Source organism: Nocardia asteroides (genome assembly GCA_019930625.1).
Lineage (GTDB): Bacteria > Actinomycetota > Actinomycetes > Mycobacteriales > Mycobacteriaceae > Nocardia > Nocardia sputi.
In genome coordinates, this window is sequence record CP082844.1 from 1,436,632 (window position 1) to 1,457,081 (window position 20,450).

At 68.9% G+C, this 20,450-nt stretch carries 20 protein-coding genes; 6 read left to right on the forward strand and 14 right to left on the reverse strand.

All coding sequences use genetic code 11. From position 1 onward, the window contains the following. Window positions 1–3 precede the first annotated feature (3 nt). The 5 genes from K8O92_06765 to K8O92_06785 all read right to left on the reverse strand — a co-directional run bounded on the left by K8O92_06765 (window position 4) and on the right by K8O92_06785 (window position 7,821). Window positions 4–1,164 carry an acyl-CoA/acyl-ACP dehydrogenase gene (locus K8O92_06765; protein UAK33637.1) on the reverse strand — a complete coding sequence of 387 codons (1,161 nt, stop codon included), beginning with the start codon at window positions 1,162–1,164 and terminating at the stop codon, window positions 4–6. A 138-nt stretch (window positions 1,165–1,302) separates the two neighbouring features. After that, window positions 1,303–3,354 carry a biotin/lipoyl-binding protein gene (locus tag K8O92_06770; GenBank protein ID UAK33638.1) on the reverse strand — a complete coding sequence of 684 codons (2,052 nt, stop codon included), beginning with the start codon at window positions 3,352–3,354 and terminating at the stop codon, window positions 1,303–1,305. 8 nt (window positions 3,355–3,362) lie between these two features. Next, a complete protein-coding gene (locus K8O92_06775; GenBank protein ID UAK33639.1) occupies window positions 3,363–4,961 on the reverse strand; it encodes an acyl-CoA carboxylase subunit beta in 1,599 nt (532 codons plus the stop codon). Next, the gene (locus K8O92_06780; protein UAK33640.1) at window positions 4,958–6,109 is read right to left on the reverse strand and encodes an acyl-CoA dehydrogenase family protein; all 1,152 of its coding nucleotides are present in this window, start codon (window positions 6,107–6,109) and stop codon (window positions 4,958–4,960) included. Before K8O92_06780 ends, K8O92_06775 begins: the two co-directional genes overlap by 4 nt. Beyond that, complete coding sequence (locus K8O92_06785) at window positions 6,106–7,821, reverse strand: DUF1446 domain-containing protein (GenBank protein ID UAK33641.1); 1,716 nt, start codon at window positions 7,819–7,821, stop codon at window positions 6,106–6,108. Before K8O92_06785 ends, K8O92_06780 begins: the two co-directional genes overlap by 4 nt. A 199-nt stretch (window positions 7,822–8,020) precedes the next feature. On the opposite strand from K8O92_06785, the gene K8O92_06790 reads away from it, so the two are divergent. Beyond that, window positions 8,021–8,179: a hypothetical protein gene (locus K8O92_06790; protein ID UAK36115.1), complete on the forward strand. Its 159-nt coding sequence runs from the start codon at window positions 8,021–8,023 to the stop codon at window positions 8,177–8,179. Window positions 8,180–8,200: 21 nt separating this feature from the next. Here the strand turns inward: K8O92_06790 and K8O92_06795 are convergent, their stop codons facing one another. From K8O92_06795 to K8O92_06805, 3 genes are all read right to left on the reverse strand, one after another. Beyond that, window positions 8,201–9,121: an adenylate/guanylate cyclase domain-containing protein gene (locus tag K8O92_06795; GenBank protein UAK33642.1), complete on the reverse strand. Its 921-nt coding sequence runs from the start codon at window positions 9,119–9,121 to the stop codon at window positions 8,201–8,203. 365 nt (window positions 9,122–9,486) lie between these two features. Next, complete coding sequence (locus K8O92_06800) at window positions 9,487–10,248, reverse strand: ABC transporter permease (GenBank protein UAK33643.1); 762 nt, start codon at window positions 10,246–10,248, stop codon at window positions 9,487–9,489. Continuing rightward, a complete protein-coding gene (locus K8O92_06805) occupies window positions 10,248–11,192 on the reverse strand; it encodes an ATP-binding cassette domain-containing protein (protein ID UAK33644.1) in 945 nt (314 codons plus the stop codon). The genes K8O92_06800 and K8O92_06805 overlap by 1 nt, the downstream gene beginning before the upstream one ends. A 745-nt stretch (window positions 11,193–11,937) precedes the next feature. Here K8O92_06805 and K8O92_06810 point away from each other — a divergent pair. Continuing rightward, entirely contained in the window at window positions 11,938–12,468 is a 531-nt protein-coding gene (locus K8O92_06810; protein ID UAK33645.1) for a transposase, read from the forward strand. Continuing rightward, the gene (locus K8O92_06815; protein ID UAK33646.1) at window positions 12,465–13,388 is read left to right on the forward strand and encodes a hypothetical protein; all 924 of its coding nucleotides are present in this window, start codon (window positions 12,465–12,467) and stop codon (window positions 13,386–13,388) included. Before K8O92_06810 ends, K8O92_06815 begins: the two co-directional genes overlap by 4 nt. Before the next feature lie 121 nt (window positions 13,389–13,509). Here K8O92_06815 and K8O92_06820 read toward each other — a convergent pair whose 3' ends face one another. Continuing rightward, complete coding sequence (locus K8O92_06820; protein ID UAK33647.1) at window positions 13,510–14,283, reverse strand: MerR family transcriptional regulator; 774 nt, start codon at window positions 14,281–14,283, stop codon at window positions 13,510–13,512. A 62-nt stretch (window positions 14,284–14,345) separates the two neighbouring features. On the opposite strand from K8O92_06820, the gene K8O92_06825 reads away from it, so the two are divergent. Continuing rightward, a complete protein-coding gene (locus K8O92_06825) occupies window positions 14,346–14,819 on the forward strand; it encodes a DUF6194 family protein (GenBank protein ID UAK33648.1) in 474 nt (157 codons plus the stop codon). Between the two features lie 13 nt (window positions 14,820–14,832). Here the strand turns inward: K8O92_06825 and K8O92_06830 are convergent, their stop codons facing one another. Further along, window positions 14,833–15,024 (reverse strand): hypothetical protein, encoded by a 192-nt coding sequence (locus K8O92_06830; GenBank protein UAK33649.1) that lies wholly within the window; start codon window positions 15,022–15,024, stop codon window positions 14,833–14,835. A 573-nt stretch (window positions 15,025–15,597) separates the two neighbouring features. Here K8O92_06830 and K8O92_06835 point away from each other — a divergent pair. After that, on the forward strand, window positions 15,598–16,584 hold the full coding sequence (locus tag K8O92_06835; protein ID UAK33650.1) for an aldo/keto reductase: 987 nt from the start codon (window positions 15,598–15,600) through the stop codon (window positions 16,582–16,584). Window positions 16,585–16,821: 237 nt separating this feature from the next. On the opposite strand, the gene K8O92_06840 is transcribed toward K8O92_06835, so the two are convergent. From K8O92_06840 to thiO, 3 genes are read right to left on the reverse strand one after another with little or no spacing between them, the layout of a single operon-like run. Next, the gene (locus K8O92_06840; protein UAK33651.1) at window positions 16,822–17,607 is read right to left on the reverse strand and encodes a thiazole synthase; all 786 of its coding nucleotides are present in this window, start codon (window positions 17,605–17,607) and stop codon (window positions 16,822–16,824) included. Then, window positions 17,600–17,818: a sulfur carrier protein ThiS gene (thiS, locus tag K8O92_06845; protein ID UAK33652.1), complete on the reverse strand. Its 219-nt coding sequence runs from the start codon at window positions 17,816–17,818 to the stop codon at window positions 17,600–17,602. Before thiS ends, K8O92_06840 begins: the two co-directional genes overlap by 8 nt. Then, window positions 17,815–18,888 (reverse strand): glycine oxidase ThiO, encoded by a 1,074-nt coding sequence (gene thiO, locus K8O92_06850; protein ID UAK33653.1) that lies wholly within the window; start codon window positions 18,886–18,888, stop codon window positions 17,815–17,817. The genes thiS and thiO overlap by 4 nt, the downstream gene beginning before the upstream one ends. Window positions 18,889–18,945: 57 nt before the next feature. Here thiO and thiE point away from each other — a divergent pair, with 57 nt between their 5' ends. Next, window positions 18,946–19,644 carry a thiamine phosphate synthase gene (gene thiE, locus K8O92_06855; protein ID UAK33654.1) on the forward strand — a complete coding sequence of 233 codons (699 nt, stop codon included), beginning with the start codon at window positions 18,946–18,948 and terminating at the stop codon, window positions 19,642–19,644. A 9-nt stretch (window positions 19,645–19,653) separates the two neighbouring features. On the opposite strand, the gene K8O92_06860 is transcribed toward thiE, so the two are convergent. Further along, window positions 19,654–20,346 (reverse strand): NUDIX hydrolase, encoded by a 693-nt coding sequence (locus K8O92_06860; GenBank protein UAK33655.1) that lies wholly within the window; start codon window positions 20,344–20,346, stop codon window positions 19,654–19,656. Between the last annotated feature and the right edge of the window lie 104 nt (window positions 20,347–20,450).

Genomic DNA, 20,450 nt, shown 5'->3' on the forward strand with positions numbered 1-20,450 from the left:
CTCTCAGTACGACTTCGGCAGACCCAGCGAGTACTGGGCGACGAAGTTGAGGATCATTTCGCGGCTCACCGGCGCGATGCGTCCGATGCGCGCGGCGGCGAGCATCGCGGCCAGGCCGACGTCCCTGGTCAGGCCCGAGCCGCCGTGCGTCTGGATGGCCTGGTCGAGTGCTTTGATACTGGCTTCCGCCGCCGCGTATTTCGCCATGTTGGCCGCTTCGGCGGCGCCCATCTCGTCGCCGGTGTCGTAGAGGGCGGCGGCCTTCTGCATCATCAGCTTCGCCAGTTCGAGTTCGATCTTCACCTGCGCCAGCGGATGCGAGATGCCCTGGTGGGCACCGATCGGCGTCTTCCACACCGTGCGCTCCTTGGCGTATTCCACGGCGCGATCGATGGCGTAGCGGGCCAGACCGATCGCCATCGCCGCGCCCATGATGCGCTCGGGGTTCAACCCCGCGAACAGCTGCATCAGCGCCGCGTCCTCCTTGCCGACCAGTGCGGTGGAGGGCAGGCGGACGTCATCGAGGAACAGGGTGTACTGGTGATCGGGCTCGATGATGTCCATCTCCTGCGCCGTCTTGGTGAAGCCTTCGGCGTCGGTCGGCACGATGAACAGGGCGGGCTTCAGTTTGCCGGTCTTGTGGTCGGAAGTACGGGAGACGATCAGCACGGCCTCGGCCTGGTCCACGCCGGAGATGAAGATCTTGCGGCCGTTGAGGATCCAGTCGTCGCCGTCGCGGCGCGCGGTGGTGGTGATCTGGTGGGAGTTGGAGCCCGCGTCCGGCTCGGTGATACCGAAGACCATCTTGCCGGAGCCGTCGGCGAGCTTGGGCAGCCATTCCCGCTTCTGCTCGTCGGTGCCGTATTTGGTGATGATGGTGCCACAGATGGCCGGGGAGACCACCATGAGCAGCAGGCCCGCACCCTGAGCGGACAGCTCCTCCATCACCAGCGACAGTTCGTACATGCCCGCGCCGCCGCCACCGTACTCCTCGGGCAGGTTCACCCCGAGGAAGCCGAGTTTGCCCGCCTCCTGCCACAGTTCGTCCAGCGGCTCGTTCTTGCGCGCCTTCGGCAGCACGTAGTCGCGGTAGTTGTATTTGGCGGCCAGCGCGGCGACGGCGGCCCGCAGCGCCTTCTGCTCGTCGGTTTCGATGAAGCCCATCAGTTCTCCTGTGTCTTGCGGGGGCTCACGCACCCCGTCGGATCGATGAGCGCTGCGCGATTGTGGCTCATCGCTCCTCCTGTATCTTGCGGGGGCTCACGCACCCCGTCGGATCGATGAGCGCTGCGCGATTGTGGCTCATCGCTCCTCCTGTGTTTCCTCGTTGTCGGCGGGTTCGACGACCGCGAGCACGGCGCCGACCTCGACCTGCTGGCCGACGGTGACGTTGACGGCGCTGAGCACGCCCGCGGCGGGCGCGGCGATGGTGTGCTCCATCTTCATCGCCTCCAGCCACAGGATCGGCTGGCCCTGTTCGACGTGGCTGCCCACCTCGGCGCCGAGCCGGATCACGCTGCCCGGCATGGGCGCCAGCAGCGAGCCGGTGGCCACCTGGTCGGCCGGGTCGCTGAAGCGCGGCAACCTGCGCACGGCGACCGGGCCGAGCGGTGAATCGACGTACACCTGGTCGCCGTAGCGGGCGACCTCGAAATGCCTGCGCACCGGGCCGCGTTCGCCCCGGACCGACAGCACGACGCGATCGGGAGCCGACTCGACCAGCTCGAGACCGTCGTGACCGTCCACGGTGACGCCGGTCCGTCCGAACCGGTATCCCACCTCGTGCGTCCCGGAGACGCGGCTTCCGTACGACTTGCGCTGCGACTGCGCCGGCAGGTTCCGCCACCCACTGGGCAGACCGCCGCCCACCCGCGCGCTGCCGCGATTGGCGGCGGCGTCGGCCAGCGCGGCGGCCACGATGGACAGGGCCTCGTCGGACTCCGACACCAGCGGGGCGGCGAGAGTCTCCAGCCCGTGCGTGGCGAAGAACGCGGTGTCGGTGTCACCGGCCAGGAACGCCGGATGACGCAGCACGCGCACCAGCAGGTCCCGATTGGTGACCAAGCCGTGGATCTTCGCCCGGTGCAGCGCCGCGGCCAGCAGGCGCGCCGCCTCGCCGCGCGTTTCGGCGTAGGAGATGACCTTGGCCAGCATCGGGTCGTAGTGCACGCCGACCACCGAGCCGTCCACCACACCCGTGTCCAGGCGCACGCCCGGCCGGTCGAGCAGGTCGAATTCGGTGCGCACCGAGGGGATGTCGAGCCGGTGCACGGTTCCGCTCTGCGGCTGCCAGTCGTGTGCCGGGTCCTCGGCGTAGAGCCGGACCTCGATCGAATGTCCGCGCATCGCGGGCGGTTCGGCGGGCAGCGCGCCGCCCGCGGCGACGTCCAGTTGCAGCCGGACCAGATCCAGCCCCGTGGTGCACTCGGTGACCGGATGCTCCACTTGCAGGCGGGTGTTCATCTCCAGGAAGAAGAACTCGCCCTGTTCGTCGGCGAGGAACTCCACGGTGCCCGCGCCGGTGTAGCCGATCGCGCCCGCCGCCAGGCGCGCCGCCTCGAACAGCCGCGCCCGCATGCCATGGGTGCGTTCCACCAGCGGCGAAGGCGCCTCCTCGATCACCTTCTGGTGGCGGCGCTGGATAGAGCATTCGCGCTCGCCCACCGCCCAGATGACGCCGTGCGTATCGGCCATCACCTGGACCTCGATGTGCCTACCGGTCTCGAGGTAGCGCTCGCAGAAGACCGTCGGGTCGCCGAACGCGGATTCCGCCTCGCGCCGGGCCGCCTCGATCTGCGGAGCCAGGTCGGCCAGCTCGCGGACCACGCGCATGCCGCGACCGCCGCCGCCCGCCGACGCCTTGATCAGCACCGGCAGGTGCGCCTCGGTGACCTGCGCCGGATCCAGTTCGGCGAGCACCGGCACTCCGGCGGCGTCCATCATCTTCTTCGACGCGACCTTCGAGCCCATCTGCTCGATCGCCTCGACGGGCGGTCCGATCCAGACCAGCCCGGCGGCGAGCACGGCCTCGGCGAATTCGGCGTTCTCGGAGAGGAATCCGTAACCGGGATGGATGGCGTCGGCGCCCGCGGCCAGCGCCGCCTCGATGATCAGCTCACCGCGCAGATACGTTTCCGCGGGCGTGCTGCCGGGCAGCCGCACGGCGGCGTCCGCGTCGCTGACGTGCGGCGCGGCGGCATCCGCGTCGGAGTACACCGCGACGGTGCCCAGGCCCATCCGGCGGCAGGTGGCGAAGACCCGCCGGGCGATTTCGCCGCGATTCGCGACGAGTACGTTCGTGAGCCCGCCCGTCACCCGGTCGCCGCTGATCGAATCGCTCTGTGATGCGGTCATATTCGGCCTCACATTCGGAAGACGCCGAAGCCGTCGGCGCCTTTGATCGGGGCGTTGTGAATGGCCGACAAGGACATTCCCAACACGGTGCGGGTATCGCGCGGATCGATGACGCCGTCGTCGTAGAGCCGCCCGGACATGAACATCGCCAGCGACTCCGCCTCGATCTGCGCCTCCACCATGGCGCGCATCCCCGCGTCGGCCTCCTCGTCGAACGGCAGGCCCTTGGCCTCAGCGGCGGCCCGGCCGACGATCGAGATGACGCCCGCCAGCTGCGCGCCGCCCATGACGGCGGATTTCGCGCTGGGCCAAGCGAAGACGAACCGCGGATCGTAGGCCCGGCCGCACATGCCGTAGTGGCCCGCCCCGTAGGACGCGCCCATCAGCACCGAGATGTGCGGCACCTTCGAGTTGGAGACGGCGTTGATCATCATCGCGCCGTGCTTGATGATGCCCTTCTGCTCGTACTCCTTGCCCACCATGTAGCCGGTGGTGTTGTGCAGGAACAGCAGTGGCGTGTTCGTCTTGTTGGCCAGCTGGATGAACTGGGTGGCCTTCTGCGACTCCTCGGAGAACAGCACACCGCGCGCGTTGGCCAGGATGCCGACGGGATATCCGTGCAGTTCGGCCCATCCGGTGACCAGGCTGCTGCCGTAGAGCGGCTTGAACTCGTCGAAGTCCGAGCCGTCGACGATGCGGGCGATCACCTCGCGCGGGTCGAACGGGATCCGCAGATCCGACGGCACGATGCCGAGCAGATCCTCCGGGTCGTAGAGCGGCTCGATCACCTCGGCGCGCGGGGCCGGGCCCTGCTTGCGCCAGTTCAGCCGTTTGACGATAGAACGGCCGATGCGGATCGCGTCCTGCTCGTCCAACGCGTAGTAGTCCGCGAGGCCGGAGACCCGCGCGTGCATGTCCGCGCCGCCGAGGGATTCGTCGTCGGACTCCTCGCCGGTGGCCATCTTGACCAGCGGCGGACCGCCGAGGAATACCTTCGAGCGCTCCTTGATCATCACCACGTGATCGGACATGCCGGGGATGTAGGCGCCGCCCGCGGTGGAGTTGCCGAACACCAGCGCGATGGTCGGGATGCCCGCCGCCGACGCCTGGGTGAGATCGCGGAACATCCGGCCGCCGGGGACGAAGACCTCCTTCTGCGTGGGCAGGTCCGCGCCGCCGGATTCCACCAGCGAGATCACCGGCAACCGGTTCTCCCGCACGATGTCGTTGATGCGCAACGTCTTGCGCAACGTCCACGGGTTCGAGGTGCCGCCGCGCACGGTCGGGTCGGGCGCGACGATCATGCACTCGACGCCCTCCACGATGCCGATACCGGCGACGGTGCTGCCGCCGACGTGGAACTCGCTGCCCCAGCCCGCCAGCGGGCACAGCTCCAGGAACGGCGAGTCCTCGTCGACGAGCAATTCGATGCGCTCGCGCGCGGTCAGCTTGCCGCGCTTGCGGTGCCGGGCCAGCTTGTCCGGACCGCCGCCCGCGATGGCCTTGGCGAACTCGGCCTCGACCTCGGCGAGCTTGGCCGTCATGGCGTCGGCCGCGGCTTCGTACTCCGGCGCGGTGGTGTCGAGGGCGCTGCGCAGGATGGTCATGACTGGTACCCCATTCGCTTCGCCGCCAGGCCGGTGAGGATTTCGGTCGTGCCGCCGCCGATGCCGAGGATGCGCATATCCCGGTACTGGCGCTCGATCTCGGATTCGCGCATGTAACCGAGACCGCCGAACAGCTGGACGGCCTGGTTGGCCACCCACTCGCCCGCTTCCACCGCGGTGTTCTTGGCGAAGCACACTTCGGCGATGAGGTCGGTCTCGCCTTCGGCGCTGCGCCGCACCACCTCGCGGGTGTAGACGCGGGCGACATCGATGCGCCGCGCCATCTCGGTGACCGTGTTCTGCACCGCCTGCCTGCTGATCAGCGGACGGCCGAAGGTCTCCCGGTTGCGCACCCACTCCAAGGTCAGGTCCAGGCAGCGCTGGGCGCTGGAATACGCCTGCACCGCGAGGCCGACGCGCTCGCTGACGAACGCGCCCGCGATCTGGAAGAACCCGGAGTTCTCCGGCCCGACCAGGTTTTCCACCGGCACCCGGACGTCGACGTAGGACAGCTCGGCGGTGTCGGAGGCCAGCCAGCCCATCTTGTCCAGCTTGCGGCTGACCGTGAAGCCCGGCGTGTCCTTGTCGATGATGAGCAACGAGATGCCGCCGGAACCCGAGCCGCCCGTGCGCACCGCGGTGACGACGAAATCGGCGCGGACGCCGGAGGTGATGTAGGTCTTGGCGCCGTTGACGACGTAGTGGTCGCCGTCGCGGCGCGCGGTGGTGGTGAGGTGCCCGACATCGGAGCCGCCGCCGGGTTCGGTGATCGCCAGCGAGCCGATCTTCTCGCCCGCCAGCGTCGGCTTCACCCAGCGCTCGATCTGCCCGGCGTCGCCCGAGGCGATGATGTGCGGCACGGAGATGCCGCAGGTGAACAGCGAGGCGAACACTCCGCCGGACGCACCGGCCTGGTGCATCTCCTCGCAGACGATCATCGCGTCCACGCCGTCGCCACCGGACCCGCCGACGGATTCCGGGAACTGCACGCCGAGCAGGCCCAGCGCGCCTGCCCTCTTGTGCAGCTCGCGCGGGATCTCCCCGGCGCGTTCCCAGCCGTCCAGGTACGGCAGGATCTCGCGTTCTACGAATCCGCGCACCGTGGAACGCAATTCGCGCCGTTCCGGCGTCTCCCAGAGTTTCGTCATGACAGCAGCTCCACTGGAATGTCGAGGTGACGAGACCGCAGCCATTCGCCGAGTCCCTTGGCCTGCGGATCGAAGCGGGCCTGATAGGCCACACCCTGACCGAGTAGGCCTTCGATGATGAAGTTCAGCGCCCGCAGGTTGGGCAGGACGTGCCGCGTGACCGTCAGCGCGGCCGCTTCCGGAAGCAATTCCTTGACGCGCTCCACGGTGAGCGTATGCACCAGCCAGCGCCATTGCTCGTCGGTGCGCACCCACACGCCGACGTTCGCGTCGCCGCCTTTGTCACCACTACGGGCCAAGGCGATCGTCCCCAGCGGCACGCGGCGGGTTTCCCCGGGGGGCAGTGGCTCCGGAGCGGGCGGCTCGGCGACTTCGGTGAGTTCGGCTGTCTCCGTGGAGGGCGCGACCTCGACGCGGGCGCCATCGGGCAGCACCGCCGTGTGCGGCACCTCGGCGGCGTCGACGAACCCGGGCGTGAACACGCCGTAGGGAGATCCGTGGCCAGGCAGCGTCGTGAAACTGCATCCCGGGTAGCTGGCCAACGCCAGCTCCACCGCGACGTTGGAGAACGCGCGCCCCACCTTGTTCGGGTCCGGGTCGCGCACCACGCAGCGCAGCAGCGCGCTGGCCTGCTCCTCGGTCTGCGCGTCCGGCCGGTCCAGGCGGGCCAGGGTCCAGGTCAGCTCGGCGGGCCGGACCGGCAGCCAGGACTCCAGCTGCCGCCGCGCCAGCTCCGCTTTCGCCTCGATGTCCAGACCGGTGAGGACGAACTCCATCTCGTTGCGGAAACCGCCGAGGGTGTTCAGCGACACCTTGAGCCGGGGCGGCGGGGCCTCACCGGTGACGCCGCTGATCCGCACCCGGTCCGGCCCGTCCTGCTCGAGCCGGATGGTGTCCAGGCGGGAGGTCACGTCGGGTCCGGCGTAGCGAGGTCCCTGGATCTCGTACATCAGCTGGGCCTCGACAGTGTCGACGGTGACCGCGCCGCCCGTACCCGCGTGCTTGGTGATGACGCTGCTGCCGTCGGCGCGGATCTCCGCGATCGGGAAGCCGGGCCTGCCCAGGTCGGCGAGTTCGGTGAAGAAGGCGTAGTTGCCGCCGGTGGCCTGGGTGCCGCACTCGATGACGTGCCCGGCCACCACCGCGCCCGACAGCCGGTCGTAATCCGTTCGGCCCCAGCCGAAGTGCGCGGCGGCCGGGCCGACGATCACCGACGCGTCGGTGACCCGGCCGGTGACCACGATGTCCGCGCCCGCGTTCAGGCATTCGACGATGCCCCACGCACCGAGATAGGCGTTGGCGGTCAGCGGCGCGCCGAAACCGAGTTCGGCGGCGCGCGCGACCAGATCGTCGCCCTCGACGTGCGCGATCTTCGCGTCCAGTCCGAGGTCGGCGGCGACCTTGCGGAGCTTCTCCGCCAGACCGGCCGGGTTGAGACCGCCCGCGTTCGCCACGATGCGCACGCCGCGCTCCAGCGCCAGGCCCAGGCAGTCTTCGATCTGCTTGACGAAGGTCTTGGCGTAGCCCAGGTCCGGGTCCTTCATCCGGTCCCTGCCGAGGATCAGCATGGTGAGTTCGGCGAGATAGTCGCCGGTGAGCACGTCGAGCTGTCCCCCGTCCAGCATCTCGCGCATGGCACCGAACCGATCACCGTAGAAGCCGGAACAGTTGCCGATCCGGAGCACGTCCGGGTCGGCGGCGAGCATACTCATCAGCGGGAATGCCTCCTGTACGGCGAACCGTCAGGATGAGCCGCATGCCGCATCCGTGAAGTCCGCGTTCCGCGACCAGCATCACATCCGGGTAAGAAAAAAGCAAGCATGCGTGCTTGTTAATTGCCCTGTGACACCCGGGCACCGGATACGCCACCCGCACCGAGGTGGCCGACCGGGCTGGAGCAAGATGGGCACGGTGTCCAGCGACGTCACCGTGATCGTTCTGTTCGCCCTGTCCGGCTTCCTGCTCGGCGGCGCCTACACCACCTGGAAGACGGCCCGGCCGCTGTCGATCGCGCTCGCCGTCTGCGCCGTCCTCGCGGCGGGCGGCGCGCTGGTCTGGTGGCTCGGGTAGGGACGAAGGCTCGGCAGACGCCTAGCTCTTCGACAGCCGGAAGATCCGTAGGCCGTCGGGGACGCCGTTCAACGGCGCGGCGAAGAGACTGCGGCGGTAGGGCTTGACCGTCAGACCCAACTCCGTCAGCGTCTCCGGCCGCAATTCCCGCAGCGTGACCTCCGACAGCATGGTGTGCCCGTTGCCGCCCGCCTCCATGACCCTGGCGGCGATCGTGACGTCCACGCCCAGCCAGTCGCCGCCGATCTCGCGCGGCGAACCGGTGTGCAAACCGATCCGCATCTGCGGGGTGTAGCCGCGCACCTGCACATCGGCGAGGTTGCGCTTGGCGGTCACGGCGGCGCGCACCGCCCGGTCCGCCGAGGGGAACACGGCCATCACCCCATCGCCCATTCGCTTGACCACGTGTCCGCCGCGCTCGGCGATCGGGGGCTCGATGGCCTTGGCCACCTTGCGCAGCAGTTCCAGGGTGGCCTCGTCACCCGCCGACAGCGACCATCGCGAGAAGGCCACCAGGTCGGTGAACATGACAGTTACCTCTTGGTTACCTCTGCCGCGTCCAACTCGCTCCAAGGCGGCCTGCCAGACCTGCAAGGCCCCGAAACCGATCTCGCGCGCCGCGCTGGGAGTGTCGCCGACCAGTTTGTCCGCCGCGCGCGCGACCGCTCGCGCGCCACCGGGCCCGGAAACCGAGAGCGGATCACCGAAAGCGGGGTCCCCCGGCAACTGCCTGCGCGCCCTACGCAGCACGCCGATCAGGTCGGCCCGCTGATTCGCCGCGCTCACCAGCGCGGACAGCTGGCCGCGGCGCAATCCGCCGGTACGGCGGGGAGGATCGACCGCCTCGGACGGCTCCAACGGAATGACCACCTCGGGCGGTACGCCTCCATCGGCCTCCGGCCTCGGCCTCGACTCGGCGCCGCCGGAAGGTGTTTCACTCACGCCCCGAGGGTATCTCAGCCCGCCAGGCGTGGACGGGTTACCGATCATCGCCATCTGCCACCTCCGCTACGAACCTCGGCGAGCACACCGTCGGGCTCGGCGATGGATAACGAGCTGGTTGCCGAATCGAGGCTACTCGGGCGAGAACGGGTCTCGGAAGCGGCGCGCGGCATAGTTTCCTCGATGTTCACACGCACGATCGGCCCGGCGCGAAGGCATATTCGCACCGGGCCGATCGCCGCACCGTCCGCCGGGCAGTGACGGGCGGTGGGCGAAGCGCCGGACCTCCCGACAAGGTCGGCGCTCCTACCACCCGAGTGGCGAGGGAGGGCGACTCGGGTAGCTGGGCGGCTCCCCGGCGCTGGTCACGCGTCGCGCTGGTTCACCACGACCAGGGCCGCGCCGAAGACGATCGCGACGAAAGCGGTGAAGTACAGCAGGCTGCCCCACGGTCCCCAATGCCAGTTGGCCGTGGACGGGGCCGCGCTGAAGAAGTGGTTGGCGTTCGCGAACGGCAGGAACGGGGTGACGTTGCGGCCGAAGCTGCCGAACGCCCCGAGCAGTCCCTCGATGAGCAGCGGCCACAGCACGATCAGCGAGATCGCGGCGGCGGACTGCCGCACCAGCACGCCGACGCCGACCGCGAGCAGGACGCACAGGAACGCGTAGATCGGGATGCCGTAGACCTCCCGCCAATCGTCCGGGCTGGACAGGGTCAGGGTCGCCCCCGCGTCCGGACCGCCGAGGGCCTTGGCCACCAGGTAGGCGAGGAATACCAGCACGAGGGTGAGCACCGCGCCGTACACGCCCACCAGCCCGGCCTTGGTCAGGATGACCTTGGCCCGGTGCGGGGTGGCCTGGAACGTCGTCCGGATGATTCCGAAGCGATATTCGCTGGTCACGGTGAGAGTCGCCATGATCATCAGGACCATCACGCCGAAGCCGCTGATCCCGGCCACCGCCGTGGAGACGGTCAGGTCGATCGCGCCTTCCTTGCCGTAGGACGCGCGCGCCACCGAGGCGAGCAACGCGGCCATGCCGAGCGCGAGGGCGACGACGATCGCCGAGCACCACCAGGGCGACCTGGTGGAGGTGAGCTTGATTCGTTCCGCTGCCAGCACACCCATCAGAGCGCACCTCCCATAACTTGATCGAAGCCTTCGCCGTGGTACTCCACGGCGCCGCCGGTCATCCGCATGAACGCCTCCTCCAGCGAAGCGCGCTGCGGAGCCAGCTCGAACAGCGTGATCTCGTTCGCACCGGCCAGCTTGCCGACCGCGTCACTGGTCACGTTCGCCACCACGAGCGCCGGCCCGTCGGGGCCCGCCCCGTCCTCGCGGACGGTCATGCCGTTGGAAGTGAGCACACTGCGCAGCTGGTCGAGCTGCGGGCTGCGCACCCGGACCGACTGCTCGGAGGCGCGCTCGATGAACTCCTGGGTGGTCGAGTCGGAGATGAGCTTGCCGCGACCGATCACCACCAGGTGCTCGGCGGTCTGCGCCATCTCCGACAGCAGGTGGCTGGAGACCAGCACCGTGCGGCCCTCGGCGGCCAGCCGCTGCATGAACCGGCGGATCCACAGGATGCCCTCCGGGTCCAGGCCGTTGACCGGCTCGTCGAACAGCAGCACCTGCGGGTCGCCGAGCAGCGCGCCGGCCAGGCCGAGCCGCTGCGACATGCCCAGCGAGAATCCGCCCGCGGACTTGCCCGCCACCTCCGAAAGGCCGACCAGCCGCAGCACTTCCTCCACACGGGACTTGGCGATGCCGTTGGACGCGGCCATCCATTCCAGATGGGCGCGCGCCGACCGGTTCGGATGCACCCACTTGGCGTCGAGCAGCGCGCCGACGGTGCGCAGAGGATGGTCCAGTTGGTGGTACGGCTTGCCCTGGATCAGGGCAGTGCCCGCGGTGGGCTTGTCCAATCCGAGAATCATCCGCATGGTGGTCGACTTGCCCGCGCCGTTCGGTCCCAGGAACCCCGTCACTTGTCCCGGTCGAACGGTGAAGGACAGATCCTGCACCGCCACGGTCTGCCCGTAGTGCTTGGTCAGGCCCCTCAGCTCGATCATGCCGCCCAGCATTCCGCAGATCGCGGCCGCGCGCGTCGATAAATGGTGTCGAGTTGCCTCATCCTCGAGGATGAGGACGCGGGCTTACCCCTAGGGGCTCGACCCGCACCGACCCAGCAATTCGGCGACATGGAGCGGCGGCGCGACGTCACCGGGGATCATGCGCCGTTCACGCAGCGCACCTTGGCCGGAACGCAGGTGAGCAGTTCGACTGGCTGCGATCACACAAAGCGCTGTTGCCGGGCCGGGCATCACCACGTGGGGGCGTTGGTCGCCGAAGGCCGCACCACGGCCGGCGATGTTGGAGCCGGATCAGCGACCAGAGCAGGCCGGGAACGGGGCGGCGCTGATGCGGCTGTGGACGTCCCGGAAGACGCCGAGCCACGGGTCAGCGAGCTGGAGCCGCTGCGAGGGCACAATACGCACCTCATCGAAGGGAATGGTCAAGGCTTTGCGCCAGCTGGGCGACCTCCAGGCGATCGGGACGGGTGAGGTGGATCTGAGCTTGATCCGGCCGCGCCGGCTCATGAGGTAGGCGATGAATTCAACCTCTACATCGGTGTCGATGTGGTGTGAGACATGATCGAGAAGAATGTCACTCGCTTGGAGCTGTCACGCGGTCGAGGCAATCGACGAGCTGTGCCCGCCGGGTTCGCCGAGTTGGACGGGCAACGCCTGGCCGAGTTGGCTGGGAAGTTGTGCACGGCCAGGCCGTTCCTGCCGCGGCTGATGGAAAGGTGGCCTTGTGATCATCACCGACACCGGTTCCTACAGCGACATCGTCTTCGGCTGCTGCATCTATTGGGTTTCCAGTACAGGCCGAAGCTGGCGAACCTGCCCGATCAGCGGCTGCCGCGCATCGCCCACTATGGGCGGATCTTCAAAACCTGCATATCCGACGGCTGGCCGACGAGAAATCTATCGCCGCGAAGGCAAGCGCCAGTCGAACCTCATTGCGGACATCGCGATTTGGCACGCTCCGTCTCCCACGGAAGAAGCGCGAGATGTACCGGGCCTACTACAAAGGGATGCAGGACTGTCGGCCCTCGGGCTCGTCCTGAACTGCGTCGTGTTGTGGAACACCGTCTACCTCGACCAAGGCCTGAGCAGCCTGTTGCGTGGACGAGGCTATCCAATGCTGGATACCGACGTGACGCGGCTGGTCGGCGTTCATCCGCGCCCAACTGGAGTTGAACGGGCAGTACAGCTTCGCGCTGCCCGACCTGGAGGGGCGGCCCCGGCCACTATGCGATCCGGACTCCCCGACGACCGATGAATGAGTTCGGCCGTGTCATGGGTGAGGCTGTCCATCGCCTCCTCGGGGCCACCAGCAAGGCGGTCAAATGGCGTAAAGGTCATAGCGATGCCGTTACCGGGGAGCTTCGGCATGGAGTCGCCGAACACAGCCTCGACACCGACGAGCACTGTGGATATCGGGTCGCACGAAGCGAATTCGCGTCGTCGGATACAGCAGTGTCCGCCCCCGGTGAGATCGCTGGTGGGCGCAGGCCGGATGCGCCGCTGTTGGTCGCGGACGAACTGGACACGATGCTGGGCATCGAGGCGACATGGGGAAATATGGTTGAACCGAATCGGACGTTCGAGATGTGGGCACGCTCACCCGACGGAACGCCTCGACCGCCGGTGAACCGGGACGCGGTGCTGTCCTGCTGGGACTTGATCCTGGAGGCCGGAGTCCGTTCCGGCGTGCTGGAACACGCCGACATCCGTCGAATGTACGAGTGGTTCCCACTGAATGAGCCCTCGAATTGGTACCGACAGCACGGGGGGAAGGTCTCGGAATCGATCCAGGACGATTCCGATGCATGGGGAGAACGCTTCAAGCGAATGCTCGCACCCCATGGATTGCAACTCTTCACACCGGGTGATCACCTGTGCCCTCAGCCGCGGCGCGGTGATTTGATCGTGTGGGCTACCGACGAGTATCCCTTAACCCATGTTGGAGTTTTCACCGGGCGCTTTGTTGGCGAGGGCAGTAGCAGATCACCCGAGGTGTACACCTTTTGGCCGCCACCGGGAAATTTCGACATGCACGAGGGCAGCTGGGCCACGGTGACCGCCCTGAAAACAGCATCGGCCAAAGAACTGACCGACTACATGGTCGATCCACCACCAGGATCCAACGCAGACCGGTTTACATCTCCGGTACTCTATTTCGCGCGAGGCCCCTGGTAGACAGCGCCCCCGATCTCCGTACATCCGGCCAGCGTCTTGGCGAACGCCGGATCCACTGTGGCGATCTCGTACCGCGAGCCGGCCAGCGCGAAGTTCGTGTAGCAGCGGAATGGGCAGCTCGTCACTCCAGCGAGCGAGAGCCGGGCGGTCCGTTCTCGCCTGCGCCGGTTTCCGACTGGGAGCTTCCCGCGAGCGCGATCACGGCGGTGAGCGCGGCGGCCGCGTCGAGAAGCGCACGAGAGCGGGCCGTGATGCTCGCGTCCCGAGCCGCCAGCGCGGCTTCGACGTCTTCGGAACGGTCGCCGCGCGGCAGGTCCGGCATCAGAATCCGGAGGCTGTCGACGCGGTATCCGGCGCTGCGGAGCTGGTGGACGATCCGGGCATCTCGCACTTGCGCGGGCGAGTACCGTCGCACTCCCTGTGCGGTGGGGCGGTCCGGAACCACCAATCCCTCGGCGTCCCAATGCCGCAACGTCGACGGGCGCACGCCGAGCGCCGCGGCGAGCTCGGACACGCTCATCGAATCCGATGGACGCACGTCATCGATCGGTTCGGCGGAGATCGCTGCGGCCGCCCGCTTGGCGAGCCCGAGATCCCGGCGCTCCCGGTCGAGCCGGGCATGCGCCGCGTCGAGCAGCGCGAGCACCTCGGCGATAGGCCTCTCGTGAACCGCGCGAACGATTCGTTTGGCCTCGACCGGGCCGACACCGGCAGCCAGCGCCCGATAGGCCAGCGCGCAACGCAGGTGGATCTCCCCGTACCTGCGATAGCCCGATGCCGTGCGCAGCGCGGACGGCAGTACGCCGTCCCGCTCCAGGTTGCGAATCTGCTGCACGGAGTACCCGGCGCGGCGCGCGACATCGACCGTGCGCATGGACGAGTTGAGAGTTGGCACCCTACCTATCCTCGATATCCGTCCCAAAGTCTCCACAAGCACCTCAATGAAACGCTGGAACCATGACCATCGACGAGATCATCGACTTCGTATCGGCTCTCGAGGGCGTGTTGACCCTCCGCCCCGGACCCGGCGACGGCTCCCCGCAGATCAGCTGGGGCGACACGTTCTTCTACTACTCACCAGACGGCGGCGTGCCGAAGGCGACCCAACCCTTCGCGACAATCGTCACCAAGAACTATCCGGACGACGAGCGGTCCCGCCTGGACCGCCCCGACACCTTCCGCGTCAACATCGCCGCCGGAAAAGAAGCCTTCACCCACTGGACCGGCCATGCTCCGCGTGAGCTACCCCCGAATCTCGACCACAGCGTCACCGACACCGTGTTCCCGCATCCCGTCTACGGCTCCGCCGGTTGGCTCGCGATAGTGAACCCAGACAGCCGGACCGATGAGACGACCCGCGACCTGCTCCGCACCGCGTACGACCGAGCCCGTGCACGCTACGAACGGCGAGCCGCATCCACCGAGAGCTGACGCAACTTTACAGTCATCTCACGGACCGCTCCTCGGCGAGCTGACACGCCACGGCCGCCGACGACAAGCCGACATGGGGCTTCGGCGAGCTGAGAATTCCGGCCGCCCTGCCCATGCTGTAGGCGCGAGAGTCCTCGTCATCGAGCCGGTCCGCTGCACTGGAGGCGTCGGTGGGGTCGGTGTGCTGCACAACACCTCTGGTCACGACGCCGACGGGCCCCGGCGCACTGTTCACCGGGGCCCGGGATCGAGGGGGTTTGATAGCAATTCCAATCGCCGACCCGCAGAGCCGACGTCGAACACCGCGCCCGGCACTTCTTCCCGGGCGCGCAAGGTGTAGGTACCTGTCTCAGCGACCACCTCCCGGATCGACGAACTAGACCTGCGGTATGTCATCCCCTCCGGCGGTCCGGTCGACTGCACCGGATTCTCTTCTCCGCCGGAGGGGATGGTGATTCTTGCTCTCCGGGCAGTTCACCTGCCCGGCCAACCAGACTCTTCATCTCCAACGACAGCGACTGTATATCAGCCTTCGGAGAATGTCTCCATTCTGGAGTACAGCTTTTCTGCGCAAGGTGAGGTGTCCTGCACGACGGAACTTCGGGCCCGGCTGCGCGAGTTCCGCAGCAGTCTTCCGGTTCGGAGAGGATGTAACCGCCGCCGAGGGTATCCACGCCTCCCGCCGCGCACACCTGATCGCGTCCGCGCGCGGTTGACATGGAGTGCGCTCCAGCTCTTAGCGTCGGAACCGATGGTTTCGAGTTCAGGAGGTAGCAACATGATCGACGTCCCCACCCGGCAGCTCGGTGAACTGGCGGTCTCCGCGCAGGGCCTGGGATGCATGGGTATGAGTCACGCCTACGGCGCGGCGGACGACGCGCAGTCGATCGCCACTCTGCACCACGCCCTCGACCTGGGGGTGACCTTGCTGGACACCGCCGACTTCTACGGCGCCGGGCACAACGAGGAATTGATCGGACGGGCCATCGCGGGGCGCCGCGACGAGGTGGTGCTGGCGACGAAGTTCGGCTTCGCCAACCGGTTGGGGGAGCCCACCCGGATCCGTGGCGACGCCGCCTACGTGCGGCAGGCGTGCGACGCGTCGCTGCGCCGGCTCGGGGTCGATCACATCGACCTCTACTACCTGCACCGAGTCGATCCGCAGGTGCCGATCGAGGAGACCGTCGGAGCCATGGCGGAGCTGGTGCGGGCGGGGAAGGTCCGCCACCTCGGGCTGTCGGAGGCGGGCGGGCAGACCATCCGGCGGGCGCACGCGGTGCATCCGATCGCCGCGTTGCAGAGCGAGTGGTCGTTGTGGACCCGCGATCTGGAGGCGGAGATCCTGCCGGTATGCCGTGAACTCGGCATCGGCGTGGTTCCGTTCTCCCCGCTCGGGCGCGGATTCCTCACCGGCCGCTACAACTCGGTCGAAGGCTTGGCCGAGACCGACGTGCGGCGCAGCCAGCCCCGTTTCGCCGAGGGCAACCTCGAACGGAACCTGGCCATCGTCGCGAAGCTGAACGAATTGGCGGTGGCGAAGGGAGTCACTGCGGGCCAGCTCGCTCTGGCTTGGGTGCAGTATCGGGGCGAAGACGTAGTGCCGATTCCCGGCACCCGGCGGCAACGGAATCTAGAGGAGAACCTCGCGGCACTGACCGTCGAGCTGTCCCCCGAGGACCTCGCCGCCATCGAGGCCGCCGCCCCGCCCGAGCAGGTCGCGGGCACCCGCTACGACGCGACGAACCTCACCTTCGTCAACGGCTGAGCCCGCCGCGTCCCGGCCCGCTCTCGTCGCGGGCGTGAGCGACGCCGCCGCCCGCCGAGCGGCGCCGCTCACGCCCAACCGACGACAGCTGCTCCATCGGAACGGGCTGCGCTGCACACCGAGATCCGCTCGGACGAGCCGTTCCGGGACCACCCTGCTCGGGGGTTCGAAGCCGAGACAGCCCTGCCGACGCGGGGGCGATCGTCAACATTCCTGCCCTGGACTCGAGCGAATCCGTCACAGCGCCGGAGACGACGCCTGCGCCCAGAACCGCTTCGGGATGCGCCCGGCCAGCCGGGCCGCGTATCCGGCGCGGACCGCATCCGCCATCGCGGCGGCCATCAGTTCGGGGCGGCGGGCCCTGGTCACGGCCGTGGCGAGCAACACCGCCGAGCAGCCGAGTTCCATGGCGAGGGCGGCGTCGCTCGCGGTGCCGATGCCCGCGTCCAGGATGACGGGGACCTTCGCGTCGGCGACGATCATCTCGATGTTGTGCGGGTTGCCGATGCCCAGGCCGGTGCCGATGGGCGCGCCCAGCGGCATCACCGCCACGCAGCCGGTGTCCTCCAGACGGCGCGCCAGAACCGGGTCGTCGTTGGTGTAGGGCAGCACGACGAACCCGTCGTCGACGAGTTCTTCGGCGGCGGTGAGCAATTCGATCGGGTCGGGCAGCAGGGTGCGCTCGTCGGCGACCACCTCGAGTTTCACCCAGTTGGTGCCCAGCGCCTCGCGCGCCAGCTGCGCGGTGAGCACCGCTTCGGCCGCGGTACGGCAGCCCGCGGTGTTCGGCAGCGGCGCGATGTCCAGCCGCTTCAGCAGATCGAGTACGCCGGTGCCGCCCGCGGCATCGACCCGCCGCATGGCCACGGTGGTCAGCTCGGTGCCGGAGGCGATCAGCGCCTCCTCCAAGACGGCGAGGTTCTCCGCGCCTCCGGTGCCCATGATCAGGCGGGAGCCGAATTCCCGGTCGGCGATCCGCAGCGGGGCGTCGGCCCGCTCGGATGCCGTCGCGACCTCAGCCACCTTGAACCGCCGTCAGCACCTCGATCTGCCAGCCGCGCCCGACCGGTTCGTCCCAGCGCGACTTGGGAAAGACCGCGCCGTCCACCGCCAGCGCGACGCCCCGGCACGGCAACCCGAGTCGTTCGAGCAGCTCGCGCACGGTGAGCGGCTCGGCGAACTCGTGCTCGTCGCCGTTCACGGTGACACCGATGGGGATGGATGACAGCGTCATCGGCTTCCTCCTACAGTCGTCGAAAAGCGTTGCGGGTCGGCGGCTTCCGCCTCGGGCAAGGCTGCCCCGCCGAGCAGGCCGGTCACCGCTTCCGCGGTGAGCGGCACGGTCAGCATGCCGTTGCGGCCGTGCCCGGTGGCCGCGATGATCCGGTCGGTGAGCCGGCCGATCAACGGCAGGTTGTCCGGGCTGCCCGGCCGCGAACCGGCGCTCGCCTCGGCGAGCTCGTATTCGCCGATGCCGGGGAACACCGCCTCGGCGTCGGCGATCAGGTCGCGAACGCCCGCGACGGTGACCGCGGTGTCGAAACCCGCCTCGTACTGGGTGGCGCCGACGACGATGCCGTCGGCGCGCGGCACCAGGTAGACCGGCCGCCCGTGCACCCGCGCCCGAATCACCCGGCGTGGCGCGGGAGCGACGCCCGGCCGTTGCCGCAGGCGCAGGATCTCGCCCTTGACCGGGCGGACCGGCAGTCCGGGCCACAGCTGCGCCGACGCGGCTCCGGCGGCGAGCACGACTTGGTCGTGCGGAAGTTCCGTCAGCGAGTCTACGGACTCGGCGCGCACACCGACGCCCGCCGCCTCGGCCGCCCGCCGCAGCGCGGCGACCAGCTTGCGATTGTCGATCGCGGGTTCGGCGGGCGCGAGCAGCGCGGCGCGCACCGTTCGGGCCAGGTTCGGTTCCCGCTCGCGGACCCCGGCGCGATCCAGGATGGACAGCTCGTGCCCGCGCCCGCCGACCCAATCGGCCACGGTGCGCAGGTCGGCCGCGTCGGCCGCGTCCAGCGCGACGGTCATGGTCTCGTCTGCCACGAAGACCGAAACTCCGGTCGCGGCCTCGAGCCGGGCGGCGAATCCGGGCCAGCGGGCCAGCGACGCCGCGCCGAACTCGAGCACCCGATCCTCGCCGGGCCAACCCTCCGACAGCGGTGCGAGCATGCCCCCGGCCACCCAGGAGGCGCCGGTCGCGACCGCCGGATCGAGCAGGGTGACCGACCAACCGGCTTCGGCGGCCCGCCAGGCCACGGCGAGCCCGATGGCGCCGCCACCGACGACGGCCAGAGTCCGCATCCGATCCACCTGCCTCCTGTTTCGCATCCCCACGGTAGCGCGGCTACCGTCGAAGGCGTGCAACCCTCCCACCCGAATCGACCCGCCTCGCCGCGGGAACGTCTGGCGAACGCGCTCCTGTATCTCTGCACCGACGCACGCCGGGAGAAGGGCGATCTGGCCAAGTTCGCCGAGGCGGCGTTCGCGGGCGGAGTCGACATCATCCAGCTCAGAGACAAGGGATCGGCGGGCGAGGCCCAGTTCGGCCCGCTGGAGGCCAAGGCCGAGCTCGGCGCGCTCGCCGAGTTGAAGGCCGCCGCGCGCAGGCACGGCGGCCTGGTCGCGGCGAACGATCGCGCCGACATCGCCCTCGCCTCGGGCGCCGACGTGCTGCATCTCGGCCAGGCCGACCTCCCGCCCTGGTACGCGCGCCGGATACTCGGACCGGACGTGGTGATCGGACGATCCACGCACAATCGCGCGCAGGCCGGACTCGCCGCGATCGATGAGCACATCGATTACTTCTGCACCGGCCCCATCTGGGCGACCCCGACCAAACCCGGCAGGCAGGCGGCCGGTCCCGAACTGGTCCGATCGACGGCGGATGCCCATCCCACCCGGCCTTGGTTCGCGATCGGCGGGATCAACGCCGACAACCTCGCGCAAGTGCTGGAGGCCGGGGCGAAGCGGGTCGTCGTGGTGCGCGCGATCACCGAGGCCCGCGATCCGGAAGCCGCGGCGCGCGAACTCAAAACGGCCCTGCTCGCGAACGCGTGAGCGCAGCGGTCAGGACAGCACCTGCCCGCGGGTGAACGAAAGCGCGGTCTCCACCGCGGTGTTTCCGCTCTGCGCGGGCTCGACGACCTGCGCGTCCGGCTCGTCGATGATCCTGGCGTAGTCGCCAGGACCGGCCGGATCCGAGTGCAGCCAGACGAACCCGAGACCGGCGAGGTCCAGCGTGCGCGGCAGCGCGGCGGCCACGGCGCGGTCCTCGCCGATCTCGGCGAGCAGCACCCGTGCGGGTGCGGCGCGCAGGGTGGGCCAGGATGCGGCGAAGCCCGGATGCAGGGGACGGGCCTCCACCTCGTCCTCCGGGACCCACGCCAGCTCGGTGCTCTCGCGATTCCCCGTGGTCGGCAGGGTCATGACCGCGTCGGCGACGACCGTCGTATAGGTCCAGCCGCTCAGGGCCGACGCCGTCACCCGCTCGGCGCGCACCCGGATGTCGTCGGCATCGATCCCCGCCTCCTCCCATGCCTCGCGCACCGCCGCGTGCACGGGCGTCTCATGGCTGTCGCGTGCCCCGCCGGGCAAGGCCCATGTTCCGCCCTGATGACTCCAGAGGGCGCGGTGTTGCAGCAGTACCGCCGAACCGCCGTCGGCGAGCGGAGCGCGCAGGAGAAGTCCGGCGGCGCCGAAGCGACCCCAGTGCCGCAATCCGTCGGGGCCACGCGACCAACCGTCACCGTCACCACGCATCTCGTACCCATCCTCGTCCAGCTACGACACTGTCCCGCCCCGCTTCCTCCCAACCGGGGGTGTTTCACACGCCGCGGCGCCCGTACGACCACAATAAACTCCGC

What these genes read in the sequence shown, in the direction of transcription:
- K8O92_06785 (UAK33641.1), bottom strand. Translation starts at nt 7,821, where the DNA reads ATGAGTATGCTCGCCGCCGACCCGGACGTGCTCCGGATCGGCAACTGT.
- K8O92_06825 (UAK33648.1), top strand. Translation starts at nt 14,346, where the DNA reads ATGACCATCGACGAGATCATCGACTTCGTATCGGCTCTCGAGGGCGTG.
- K8O92_06835 (UAK33650.1), top strand. Translation starts at nt 15,598, where the DNA reads ATGATCGACGTCCCCACCCGGCAGCTCGGTGAACTGGCGGTCTCCGCG.
- K8O92_06780 (UAK33640.1), bottom strand. Translation starts at nt 6,109, where the DNA reads ATGACGAAACTCTGGGAGACGCCGGAACGGCGCGAATTGCGTTCCACG.
- K8O92_06765 (UAK33637.1), bottom strand. Translation starts at nt 1,164, where the DNA reads ATGGGCTTCATCGAAACCGACGAGCAGAAGGCGCTGCGGGCCGCCGTC.
- K8O92_06815 (UAK33646.1), top strand. Translation starts at nt 12,465, where the DNA reads ATGAATGAGTTCGGCCGTGTCATGGGTGAGGCTGTCCATCGCCTCCTC.
- K8O92_06800 (UAK33643.1), bottom strand. Translation starts at nt 10,248, where the DNA reads ATGGGTGTGCTGGCAGCGGAACGAATCAAGCTCACCTCCACCAGGTCG.
- K8O92_06860 (UAK33655.1), bottom strand. Translation starts at nt 20,346, where the DNA reads ATGCGTGGTGACGGTGACGGTTGGTCGCGTGGCCCCGACGGATTGCGG.
- K8O92_06805 (UAK33644.1), bottom strand. Translation starts at nt 11,192, where the DNA reads ATGATCGAGCTGAGGGGCCTGACCAAGCACTACGGGCAGACCGTGGCG.
- thiS (UAK33652.1), bottom strand. Translation starts at nt 17,818, where the DNA reads ATGACGCTGTCATCCATCCCCATCGGTGTCACCGTGAACGGCGACGAG.
- K8O92_06770 (UAK33638.1), bottom strand. Translation starts at nt 3,354, where the DNA reads ATGACCGCATCACAGAGCGATTCGATCAGCGGCGACCGGGTGACGGGC.
- K8O92_06775 (UAK33639.1), bottom strand. Translation starts at nt 4,961, where the DNA reads ATGACCATCCTGCGCAGCGCCCTCGACACCACCGCGCCGGAGTACGAA.
- thiO (UAK33653.1), bottom strand. Translation starts at nt 18,888, where the DNA reads ATGCGGACTCTGGCCGTCGTCGGTGGCGGCGCCATCGGGCTCGCCGTG.